Raw genomic sequence first — 11,771 nt, forward strand, 5'->3', positions numbered from 1 at the left:
TCAAAGCAAGGCCCTGTCGAAATCTTTTATAACCGGGTCATAACCTTTTGAGCGAATCATTTCAATTACTTCCTCAAGTCTTCGTTTGTCTTCAATTTCGAATTGTTCGAGGGCTCCGCTACCCTGGTAACCACCCGGTTCAGTTTTGGAACCTGCGGAAAAGGAAGTAATCCCAAGACCTACCAGGTTATCTCTCAAGTCAGGAGTTTCACGGGTAGACAGTGTCAGGCCAAGGTCCGGAAACATCAGGCGTAAAGCGAGAATAAAACGCAAAAATTCCCTGTCCGATACAGGGACTACTTTCTGAAAACCACCCTTCGCAGGTCTCATTCTCGGAAGAGAGGCCTGAAGGAAGGTTTTCCAATAAGTTTTATACATATATTGTAGGTGCAGGCCTAAAAAAAAGAGTTCTCCAAGAGGATGGGAAAGACCCAGAAGGGTACCGAGGCTAATTTTTCGAAAACCGGCCATTCCTCCCCTGTCGGGAGCGTTCAACCTGTATTCCATGTTTTTTTTCATTCCCCGAAGATGGTATTCTTTGTAGGTATCGGGGTCGTAGGTTTCCTGGTACAGGGTAAGCCCATCTACTCCCGCTTCGATCAGAGTTTTGTACCGGTCGATATCCATAGGATAGATTTCTATTGCAATAGAAGAAAAGTGTTTTCGTAGAATTCGAGTACATTCGGCAATATAAGAAACCGGGGTTTTTGAATAGGCTTCTCCTGTCAGAATCAGTACATGCTCAAGGCCCTGAGACTTCAGGATTTCGGCTTCTTTTTCTAATTCATCGTAGTGGAGGGTTTTTCTCGGAATTTTATTTTCATAACTAAAACCGCAATATACACAGGAAGAACGGCACTCATTGGAAAGATACAGGGGCATAAAGAGTTGGATAGTTTTTCCGAAACGCTTCAGGGTTAAATCATGAGCCAATTCCGCCATATTTTCTAAAAATGAATCGGCAAGTGGAGAAATAAGAGACAGGTAATCCCCAAAGGAAAGCTTTTCAGAATAACAGGCTTTGTTCAGGGCCTGTTCCACATCTCCGAGGTTTCTACTTTGCACAGCTTCTATAGCAGTCTGAAATGAATATTTGGAATAAACCTCTTCTAAAAACATGCTTATCTCTTTTCTTCTGAAAGAAAACCTGTAAGGGGGCTTGAGGCAGAAGCTTTCAGTCTGAGTCCGGGTTTTGAACTTCGGCCTCTGTGAAGATACGACATTCTTCCAGCTATGGTGGCCATTTTAAACGCTTCAGCTATCTTCACGGGGTTCCGGGCAATGGCTATCGCGGTATTGACAAGCACTGCATCGGCTCCCATCTCCATGGCTTCTGCTGCATGGGATGGCTCTCCGAGTCCCGCATCTACAACAACCGGGATTTTAGACTGAGAAATAATGATTTCCAGATTGGCCTTTGTTTTCAGGCCCTGGTTGGAGCCAATGGGTGAGCCAAGGGGCATTACACAGACACAACCTGCTTCTTCCAGTTTTTTGCATAAAACCGGGTCGGCATTGATATAGGGCATTACTTTGAAGCCTTCTTTTACCAGTTCTTCGGCTGCTTTCAAACTCTCAATAGGATCGGGAAGTAAGTAAACCGGATCAGGAGTTACTTCAAGCTTGAGCCAGTCTCCGGCTCCGAGGCTTCGGGCAAGTCTGGCCAATTTTACGGCTTCCTTTGCATCCCTCGCACCGCTGGTATTGGGGAGGAGTAATACTTTTTCTCGATTAATATGGCTTAAAATATCATCTTCCGGTTTTTCTAAATCGACTCTTCGTAAAGCCACCGTGACAATTTCGGTTTCAGAGGCGACTATGGCTTTCTCCATTACTTGTCCGGATGAAAATTTACCGGTTCCTACAAACAGGCGCGAGTGAAATTCACGTCCTCCCATTTTCAGAATATCTTGTTGATTCTGTTCCATTTTATGCTCCAGGTAGAATTCCCTTCTTTAATCCACGGATAAAAAAACGTCCCGGATGTAAAGCCCGAACCAATGACAGAGGTAGGGGAAAAGATTCTCCGCAGGCGTAAGCCGCTACTAATTCGGCTAAAATTCCTGAATAGACAATCCCTCTCGAACCCAGTCCTGTTAAAACATAAAGACCTTTTTGATACTTCGCCGGATTTAAGGGCTGTCGAGCCGATCCATGTCGAAGCACCCGGTATTCTTTTTTATAATATTCCCAGTCGGGAATCGGGCCGACTATGGGAAGGTGATCGGGAACAACAGCTCGAAAAGAAACCCTTGCCTTTTTGTCCCTCATATCTATGTCAGGAAGTGCAGGCTCTGTCTTTCGAATCTTTTGATAGATAAGTACATTGTGTTCGGGATCCACTTCTTCCCTCTCATCTTTTGGGTTAAACGTCGAACCAAAAACCTGTAGGCTCTGTCCTGAAATAGCATAGCCTTCTCCATGTAAAACCGGTTCGGGAAGGTGTAGAAAATCTTTTGGTTCAAGATAAAAAATCTGTCCCCGATTTTTTTTAACAGGAAAGGAAAATAAGCCTTCTATCTTCTGTGCATAAAAAGAATTAGCAAACACAAGAATTTCAGATTCATACACACAACTTTTATTATTATACACCTTCCAGGTTTTTCCATCAAAACTAAAATCATCGATTCTTGTATTAAAGCAGGCACTGAAATTCTCCGGATTAAGAACAGATAAATTGGCTTCACAAAATTCTTTCGGACTACAATACCCCGATTCCGGGAAAAAAAGTACTCCAATAGCAGGCTTGAAACCAAAACGTTCCAAACAGGTTTCCGGGTCAAGAATTTCAGCCATTTCTTTATTCAGGGAATAAGCCTGAATTCCTCTTTTGTATCTTTCTCGCTCCTGCAAAGAGCCTATCACATAGAGACTTCCTGCTCTTTTATAGGAAGAAAGCTTTCCTTCCCCTTGAAAATCTTTTAGATTTCGAGAAAGGTAAGAAAAACCATGAAAAATAAGGTCATAAACCGGATTCTTTTCAGCAGAAAGCAGCAGAGAAAAGGAACCGAGAGGGTTTCCTGAAGCTCCCGAACCCGGACTTTCTTTTTCTTCCACAAGCTGAACCCGCATTCCTCTCTTTGCAAAGGCATTTGCAAGAGAAGTTCCGGCAAATCCTGCACCAATAATTGTAACTCGCTCCCCTTTTTGAGAAAAACTTAATCCGGGCGCATAATACGACTCTTTATACGTATCAGGAATTTCCGGTAAAACTCTGTGGGCTACCAGCATTTCTTTCTTAAACCCGAAGCCTTTGATTTTCATGGTTTGAAAACCTGCACTTTCCAGGCCGCGTCGAACCTGTCCGGCTACCGTATAAGTAGAGGCTGTGGCTTCATCTGCTGAATGATTTCGTATAAATTGAAAAACTTCATCCGACCAGAGTTCGGGATTTTTAGCAGGAGAAAATCCGTCGAGAAACCAGGCATCGACTTTTCCATAAAATTCAGGAAAGAAATCTTTTGCCTCTCCAATATACAAATCCAGAATGAAACCCTTTTCGGAAATAACTCGATTTAATCCCGGAAGAAGGTTTGTATAACGTGTAGAAAAAGAATCCATATACTGAGAATATTCCGGGTAGATGGACAGGCAGTGCAAAACAACTTCAGCCGGGAGAGGGTATTTTTCCAGGCTGATAAAATGCAATTGTCCGTTTTGATGGAACTTTTTTTTCCATAGATGATAGGTAGCAAAAAAGTTTAAACCGGCACCAAAACCCAACTCAAAAATAGTAAATCTTGCCTTATTTTCCCAGCGTTCCGGTAGTGAATTTCCGCGAAGAAAAACATATTCTTTTTCTTCTAAGCCTCCGGAGCGGGAATAGTAAATGTCATTAAAGGCATCTGAATAAAGAGTATGGTTTTCTTGCCAGGAGAAGAAGGGGGTTTCTGTCATTTCAGGTAATTTCTGGGTTATAGAGATTGATTAAGTTATGGATATAGGCATAAAATCCTTCTCTCAGAGCTTCAGAATCTGTTTTTAAAATTACATTTCCTTCTTTTAAAAGAAATTCATAAAGAGCCGAGCGATTACGGGTTTTCAGAATAATCGAATTTCCTTCTTTTTTGTAGGGATGAGGATAGAGAAATCTTTCGAGTTTCCAGAGGTTTTCCGGGTCACAATCGAGGTGAATCCTTTCTTCTGCATGAATCTGGAAAGCAAGAGGATGATAGTTCAAATCGGTTTCCTCCACTTTTCCACTAAAGAAAAAGGAACCGGCTATTTCCTGAACCTTCTGGATTTTGGGTATGAGAAATTTTCGTTTATCTTTTTTTTCCCTATCATACGCCAGAAGGTAAAAATCAAGAGAATTCCGCTTCACAATTTCCAGAGGTTCAATAGTTCTGGTTTCTTTTTTTTCCGGAAGGGTTTTCGAATATACAATTTTTAAGGGACTTTTATTCTTCAGGGCTTTAATGATTGTATGTAGAATCTTATCTTCATCCTCCTGCTTTCTCGACTCCAAATCGGTATTTTTCATTTCCGGAAAGAATTGAAGATTACCGGAAAATAACTTCTGAGAGGCTGTAAACAGTTCTTTTGAAAAGTCTGATTTGTAATGTTTAAAAATGCAAAGTGAAAGATTGTGTAATTCTTCTTTACTGAAGTGCATTTCTCTTTGCCTGTTTGCATCTTCAATTTTATAAAGAAAAGGATCCTCCTGTCCGTAAGAAAAAAAGGATTCATATTGTCGAATGGAAAAACCAAGTTCTTTTAACTCTTCCATGTCCCTGTGAAGCTTCTTTCTATCTGAATCGAGGTTTTCATTGGAATAATATTCCTGCATGATTTTTCGAATCTGCCTAAAGGATAAACCTTTAGGAGACTTCAGGAGGTTGCAAACCAGGGCCAGCTGTCTTTCCTCTGTGGGATTGATTTTTCTTGGTTCAATCCCCAGCTCTATGTCTTCAGTTTCCAATTTTTTCTGTATCCTCAAATTCTTTGAAATTCACAGGCTTTCCATTCCTTCTTTTGTAAATCCAGTAGAAATAAAACAAAAAACCTACTACAGTAAACACCACAAAACCTAAAAGGTGAATACCTGTTGCAAAGAAAAGTCCGAGAGAAGAGGTCTTTTTTAGAACTATAAACGCAGAGATGACGGAAGCGTGAAAGACTCCTACACCGGAAGGAGCGGAAGGAACCGCAAGGCTAATGGCTCCAAAAAAAATAACAAAGGTAATTTCAGCTGCATTCATAGGAACAGCTAAGGCGAGACCGGTATAGTAATAAGTCAGAGAATAGCAGGCCCACATGACAATCGTAACGAGAAGTGGGTTTAGAAGCATTTTAAAGCTTAAAAATTTCTTAAGCTCAAATATATGCACCTGCATATGCGACTTATAGACTTCTTCTTTTTTAATCAGATGAAACAGTTTCAGAAGGGTTTTGTCTATCCATTCGTTTTGAAAGCGAAGCAGGAAAAGCACAATGAATACTCCGACAACTACCATTCCGGAAAAGCTAAAAATAGCAAAACTTCCCGCATCCCCGCGACCGGTATTTAAAAAGAGGAGAGCTACGGCACCCAAAAAAATTACATAAACAAAGTCAATAACCTTTTCAATGAATAGCTTGGAGAGAAGGTTGAAATATTGTATCGAAGTTTCGGAACGGCAGTAATACACCCGAAATAAATCTCCTCCCCTTGCCGGTAAGACCATATTGGCTCCTCCACCGATAAAACTCGAAGATACCGAATGCTTAAAAGGCAGGGCTTTCTCTAAAAGGAAATACCAGCGCAAAGAAAAAAGCATAATTCCTACAAATTGCCAGAAGATAGCGGGAATCAGGTAGATAAGTTCCGCTTTTTCTAAAAGCCGAAAGAGTTCTTTTACATCAAACTTATAGGCAATGAATACAATGAAAAAAAGGCTGATTAAAAGCCCAAAAATAAACTTTCTCATCTCAATCTTATCCCGGAGGCCAATTCATCTGCCTTCCGGCCAATAGATGAAAGTGAATATGAAAAACCGTCTGACCTGCGTTTTTACCCGTATTGGTAACGACTCGATATCCTTCTTTTTCCAGACCTTTTTCACTGGCAAAACGGGAAATGGTAAGAAGAAGCTTCCCTATCAGACCGACATTCTCTTCTGTAAGTGCATCCAATGAAGAAATAACTTTTTTAGGGATAAAGAGGACATGGGTAGGAGCTACCGGGTTAATATCCTCAAAAGCCAGAATATCTTCATCTTCATAAACAATCTTTGCCGGAATCTCTTTTCTAATAATTTTTGAAAATATTGTTTCTTCCATAAATTCTCCTCAGGCAAATGCCAGGGCTGCTGCACCATAGCTACCTGCTACGGAACCTCCTATTTCAAGGCTTAATCTTTCTCCCAAAATAGGAAAAAGGCTCTCGAAAAGCTCAGCCTTAAGCTGTTTTTCAAATAGGTGAAATGACTTTGTCAGACCTCCGACCAGAACCACCTTATCCTGGTTTAGAGTATGGCATAAATTTCGTATCAGTTGAGCCAGAACCTTTGTAGCGAAACTGAGAATTTCCTGACAGATCCGGTCACCCTTCTCTACCTTTCCAAAAAAGGCCTCTGCTGACTCGATTTCAAGTCCGGTTTTTTCTCTGTATCTATTTTTTAGCCCTGTGGCACTGAAATAGCTTTCTGCACAGCCTTTTTTTCCGCAACCACATTCCGCACCTTCGATGACAAGAGTCGTATGACCGGCTTCCATTCCGCTTCCATGGAAACCATTAAAAATTTTGCCCTGATATACCCAGCCACAACCCAGACCCGTTCCCAATGTCAGGGTTATGAGATTTTCAGAACCTTTTCCTTTTCCGAAAAAATATTCCCCCAGGGCAGCACAATTTGCATCGTTATTAAAAAAAACCCGGGTTTTGAACTTCGATTGGAGAAATTCTACAAGGGGAGTATTTTGAAGGTTTTTCAGATTGGCCGAATGGATGATAAGACCTTTTTCTATATCGATAGGACCCGGTGTTCCGATTCCTATACTAAAAATTTCTTCGTGATTTTTAAAAATATCTTTTAAAAGTTCAGAAATTGCGTTTAAAAAATCTTCATTTTTCCAGGAAGGATTGGTTTTACTGCTGGTTTCAGTGTATAGATTACCCTGTTTGTCGATCAAAGAAGCTCGAAGGCTTCCTCCTCCAACATCGATACCTATATATTTTTCCATTTCATGACTATAAAAACCTTTGCGAAAAATAAATCATCCATCATTTTTTAGCTCTGTGTATAAAAAGTTGATTTTTTGCGATAATAAATTTACGATGAAATCTGGAACATGATAATTTTATTGAGTGCAATACTGGCTATAACCGCAGTTTTAAGCGTATTATTTTATATTCAGAATTCAAGATCCAATATTTCGGAACGAGCCCTTGCTCTGGCTGCCATGGGTAATTTTCTCGATGCGAAAGCTATGGTCAGAGGAATTCTCGAAAGAGAACCGGATAATAGTCAAATTCTTTTTCTGATGTCTAAAATCCATTCCATAGAGAAAGACTACGAAGGAGAAGCACACTTCCTGGAAAAACTAAAAAGTACCGGAAACTTTGAGAAAGATTTCCCGGCATCCTTCGTAAGTAGCCGTCTGGGCGATATCTACTACGATCAGAATAAAATGCAGGAAGCTTTTTTTCATTATCTCGATGCTATTCATCTGGATCCTCATAATATAGAACCTTTCCTTCGCCTTTCCTTCATTGCAGTGGGTCAAAAAGAATTTAAAATTGCAGAATCCTTCATGAAACAGGTTCCTGATAATGAGGTGGAAATATCCAGTTTTTTTATAGCAAGGGGAGTCGTAGCTGCCCAACTCAATCGAGCAGATGAGTTTATGTTTTTTGAAAAAGCTTACGAGCTGGATAAAAATCCTTTACCGGTATTTCTATTCGCCCTGGCCAATTATCGTTTAAAAAATCATAAAGAGGCTTTAAAACTGGCAAACGAAGCACTGGAAAAAGCAGAAGATGAATACTTTCGTTTTACGATTATCCAGTTTATCATGCTACAACATTTTTTACTCGGAGACTTTTCCTCGTCTTTAATCCACGCCAAACTCTGTATAGAAATGGCAAGACAGAATAGCTGGAAATTCGAAACATCCGAATCTGAGCTCAATTTTGCTCTTATATCAATCGCCCAGAATAATCTTGAAGAAGCCAGTGAGTTTCTCATTGAAGCAGAAAGCTTGAATACAGAAGATACCGAGATTATCGAATTAGCAGATTATAAATTTCAACTGGAGTTAGGAAAAATCAATATGGGACAAACTACTCCGAATGGTTATAACCCTGATTTGGCTTTACAACAACTTCCCGATAAGCTTTTTCCGGTAGAAAGATATTTTGAGCTATCGGGTTTACGTTCCAATAATTATGTGAATATCAGGGGTATGGTCAACGAAAGTGGCGAGAAGATTGCGAATCGTTTAAGTAACGTCGGGCCGAATAAAATACTTACTTTTATTTCCCTAAAAGGCACATCCTTTAAAAATGCCTGTAACCGAATTATGAATGACTTGAGTTATAAAGGAGTCAGAGAACTGCCCTGCATAGAATCGGATGGTGCGAACTATCTGGCTAAGTCTAAAGATGAAGAGGAGCAGTCTGCACTTTTTAAAATCCGTAAGTGGAAAGACATACAAATTTCTGATGTCTTTTTAAATGAAAGCCTTGAAAACCTGCAAGAAAGTGGTGCCAAAATGTGTTACATCGTAGGGAATGCAGAATTAACACAGGGTGCAAAAAAGATATATCGCCTGAATAGTTCCAAAATCCAAATTATTAACGGTGTGGAATTGGAACAACTTTTGGAGCGAGCTTTGAAATGAACTTAGAATATAAAAATAACGTTATATATCCACCAAATTTTATAGAAATAGAAGGTTCCGTGATATTTTTAGCCGGACCGATTCAATCAGCTACTGTCTGGCAGGAAGAAGCTGCACAATTTCTATATAAACTCAAGCCGGAAGTTTATATTGCGAATCCCAGGAGAGACTATCCTGAAGGAGAATTTGTGTATGAGAAGCAAGTAGATTGGGAAACACATTTTCTCAGGAGAGCTGAAAAAAAGGGAGTAATCTTATTCTGGTTGGCAAAGGAATTTAAGCATAATTGTGCAAGACCTTATGCTCAGACTTCGAGATTTGAACTGGGAGAATGGAAAGCAAGACATGAATTCCTGGGTTCCAAATTAGTTTTAGGAATCGAAAAAGAATTTAGCAATGATCGTTATATAAAACGAAGATTTTCTCAGGATTGTCCTTCCGTGCCTATTTGTTCCTCTCTGGAAGAAACCTGTAAGACTGCCCTGGAACTCATTCTTTAAGTTATAGCCTTTGACTGCGAGCCAGGAGGCCTCTCCTACATTCTTATTGTCTATCCCATCTGGCTTTATAACCTCTCACATCAAAATGGAGAGTCATAGTCCCCGGATATTTCCCGATTCCACCCTGATTCAGAATAATCGAATTTTCTAAAATCTCCAAAACAATTTCCTTATCTTTTTGTTCAGAAATAAAATTATTATCAATATCAGAGATACGAATATCGAGGGCTTCTCCTCTCATGTGACGACTCAACCTGGCACCTCCTACATCTTCGTTGTAAAGAGGATAACGATAAGCACTAATGATTTGAAAACCATCTGCATTATAACCCAGGAAACTGAGTTTCTGCCTGAGAAGAAAAAGTTTTACCAACATATTTTTATTAACATTCCAATAAATGTATTCTCTCTTTCCGTGTAATAGCTCTCTGTAATACACTTCTCTGGGTAAAAAATCTTTAATACGATAACTATGTACAATATGCTTATTCAGGTCAGAAAGATATATTTTTTGATAGGACAGGTCTTTTAATAAATTAGCATATTCTTTTTCGGAAGACTTTGTTTTGGTTAAATAATCCTCATCCAGTTTATGGTATGGAATTTTCTCCAGGGACATATACACTTTATCAAGTTCGGTAAGATTTGTGATATAGGGATTTGAATGGAAATAGTCATATTTCCACTGGAAAATTGTATCACGAATTTCCCAATCATATAAATAGTTAAAAACTATACTAAAAATAAAATAAATAGGGATAAGCAAAAAAAGAAGGCTGTAAAAACCGACTTTTAGAAAATAAAATAGTTTTGAGATCAAGAATTTTTTTAACTACTATAGCCTATTATTTAAAGAAAACGACTTTTTTAAATCTACTCTTTAGTTCAGTCATATTCATAACTCACTATTTTTCTACACTATATTTATTGTACAAGTCTTTTTTTCTGATTACGCTTACAAAATTGTTAAATATCGGACTAAAAAAAATCCTTTACAAAAAAAATTATCTCACTCCCTTTAGTGAGACGACAAATTACAGTTTTTTGCGTATACTACAAAACAATATTCTTGACCTAAAGGATTTTTATGAAAGAAATTAACTCTCTACAAATTATGCTTCTCGTTTTAGGACTGGTATTTGGGAACTGCGATAAAAGCTCTGATAACAAAAATGAAACTGCGTTACTGGCTGCTGCCTTAGCAGCCTCTAACTCTACTTCCGGTACATCAACGGTAAAGTTTTTAGTTTCTGACGCATCTCAGAGTAAATGTTATGATGAAAAAGGAACCGAAATGACCTGCCCCACAAATGCAAGCTCCAGTTTTTACGGACAGGACGCACAGTACACGAGGCTCAAACCATCCTATACAGTTTCCAATGGAATTGTTCTGGATAATAATACGGGTCTAATGTGGGAGCAGGAACACCATGACACAAGGGTAAGCTATGCCGATGCGGTTTCGCATTGCACACAGCTAAGAACAGGAAATTACTCCGATTGGAGAATACCGACTATTCGAGAACTGTTTTCAATCAATAATGCTAATGGAGATCAAAACACTACGAATGCATTTTATCTGGATAGTGCTTACTTTAACTTTAATTACCCTACAAGTGTCGAACTTACAGGAACCCACACAACCAAAATGATGGGGCAAACCTGGTCATCCACAGCACGTCCCGATGATTCGACTATCAATTACTTTTATAATTTCCTGGATGGACATATAAAAAGTAATTTTAATAACTCTTCCAATAGTACTCTCTTTTACAGATGTGTGCGTGGTGATAAGACGGTCTTTGCAACAAACAATTACAAAGATAATGGAGATGGAACAGTCACTGACAACAATACAGGGTTAATCTGGCAACAATCAAATGGAGAACAATCCACCGGGGATTACCAATTCACCTGGCAGGAAGCTCTAAGTTATTGTGAGAATCTTTCCCTTGCAGGAAAAACCGATTGGCGACTTCCGGATATAAAAGAATTGCAAAGTATCGTTTATTATGATAACCCTGATTACAATACAACCAAAATGGTACTGGATACAAAGTATTTTAAGTTTACTCTTCCGGCAGGAAAAGATTTAAACACAAATCCAACAACATCTCCGCCCAATGGAAATTCAGTTGCACCTTTTTTCTGGTCGAGTACTACACACGGAGATGCTAAAAGTTTCGCTTCCTATATGTGTTTTGGTCCCTGTTGGGCGGTTGAAAAATTTGTAGGAACAGGAACCTATGATGCACATGGTCCGGGAGCTCAACGCTCCGATCCAAAATCAGTTCCTACAACCTGGCCTACAAGTATCGGAGATCAAAAAGATGTGGTTCAAGTAAATAACTTTGTACGCTGTGTGAGAAATTAAATGATATTTTAATGGTAATCCTCCGGTTGCTTAAGCGAACCCATGCTGGGTCGCTTAAGCAATTCATAAAAAGG

Annotated in this window: 11 protein-coding genes; 3 read left to right on the forward strand and 8 right to left on the reverse strand. The window is 39.3% G+C overall.

Features of this window, described 5'->3' with window-relative positions; translation table 11 throughout:
* From thiH to H7A25_14905, 7 genes are read right to left on the reverse strand one after another with little or no spacing between them, the layout of a single operon-like run.
* Positions 1–1,119, reverse strand: a complete 1,119-nt coding sequence (thiH, locus tag H7A25_14875; GenBank protein ID MCP5501184.1) for a 2-iminoacetate synthase ThiH — start codon at positions 1,117–1,119, stop codon at positions 1–3.
* Between the two features lie 2 nt (positions 1,120–1,121).
* Entirely contained in the window at positions 1,122–1,907 is a 786-nt protein-coding gene (locus H7A25_14880; GenBank protein ID MCP5501185.1) for a thiazole synthase, read from the reverse strand.
* A gap of 22 nt (positions 1,908–1,929) precedes the next feature.
* Positions 1,930–3,897 (reverse strand): bifunctional tRNA (5-methylaminomethyl-2-thiouridine)(34)-methyltransferase MnmD/FAD-dependent 5-carboxymethylaminomethyl-2-thiouridine(34) oxidoreductase MnmC, encoded by a 1,968-nt coding sequence (gene mnmC / locus H7A25_14885; GenBank protein MCP5501186.1) that lies wholly within the window; start codon positions 3,895–3,897, stop codon positions 1,930–1,932.
* Between the two features lies 1 nt (position 3,898).
* Positions 3,899–4,921 carry a WYL domain-containing protein gene (locus tag H7A25_14890; GenBank protein MCP5501187.1) on the reverse strand — a complete coding sequence of 341 codons (1,023 nt, stop codon included), beginning with the start codon at positions 4,919–4,921 and terminating at the stop codon, positions 3,899–3,901.
* Positions 4,911–5,909 carry a flippase-like domain-containing protein gene (locus tag H7A25_14895; protein ID MCP5501188.1) on the reverse strand — a complete coding sequence of 333 codons (999 nt, stop codon included), beginning with the start codon at positions 5,907–5,909 and terminating at the stop codon, positions 4,911–4,913. Before H7A25_14895 ends, H7A25_14890 begins: the two co-directional genes overlap by 11 nt.
* A 7-nt stretch (positions 5,910–5,916) precedes the next feature.
* Positions 5,917–6,261 carry a histidine triad nucleotide-binding protein gene (locus H7A25_14900; protein MCP5501189.1) on the reverse strand — a complete coding sequence of 115 codons (345 nt, stop codon included), beginning with the start codon at positions 6,259–6,261 and terminating at the stop codon, positions 5,917–5,919.
* Between the two features lie 9 nt (positions 6,262–6,270).
* Positions 6,271–7,164 carry an ROK family protein gene (locus tag H7A25_14905; GenBank protein MCP5501190.1) on the reverse strand — a complete coding sequence of 298 codons (894 nt, stop codon included), beginning with the start codon at positions 7,162–7,164 and terminating at the stop codon, positions 6,271–6,273.
* 108 nt (positions 7,165–7,272) lie between these two features.
* Between H7A25_14905 and H7A25_14910 the strand changes: the two genes are divergently transcribed.
* Positions 7,273–8,823 carry a restriction endonuclease gene (locus tag H7A25_14910; GenBank protein ID MCP5501191.1) on the forward strand — a complete coding sequence of 517 codons (1,551 nt, stop codon included), beginning with the start codon at positions 7,273–7,275 and terminating at the stop codon, positions 8,821–8,823.
* Positions 8,820–9,323: a hypothetical protein gene (locus tag H7A25_14915; GenBank protein ID MCP5501192.1), complete on the forward strand. Its 504-nt coding sequence runs from the start codon at positions 8,820–8,822 to the stop codon at positions 9,321–9,323. The genes H7A25_14910 and H7A25_14915 overlap by 4 nt, the downstream gene beginning before the upstream one ends.
* A gap of 43 nt (positions 9,324–9,366) precedes the next feature.
* Here H7A25_14915 and H7A25_14920 read toward each other — a convergent pair whose 3' ends face one another.
* Positions 9,367–10,143, reverse strand: coding sequence for a DUF882 domain-containing protein (locus H7A25_14920; GenBank protein ID MCP5501193.1), 777 nt, complete (start codon positions 10,141–10,143; stop codon positions 9,367–9,369).
* 267 nt (positions 10,144–10,410) lie between these two features.
* Here H7A25_14920 and H7A25_14925 point away from each other — a divergent pair, with 267 nt between their 5' ends.
* Complete coding sequence (locus tag H7A25_14925; GenBank protein ID MCP5501194.1) at positions 10,411–11,697, forward strand: DUF1566 domain-containing protein; 1,287 nt, start codon at positions 10,411–10,413, stop codon at positions 11,695–11,697.
* Positions 11,698–11,771: the final 74 nt, after the last annotated feature.

This window comes from Leptospiraceae bacterium (assembly GCA_024233835.1).
Classification (GTDB): domain Bacteria; phylum Spirochaetota; class Leptospiria; order Leptospirales; family Leptospiraceae; genus JACKPC01.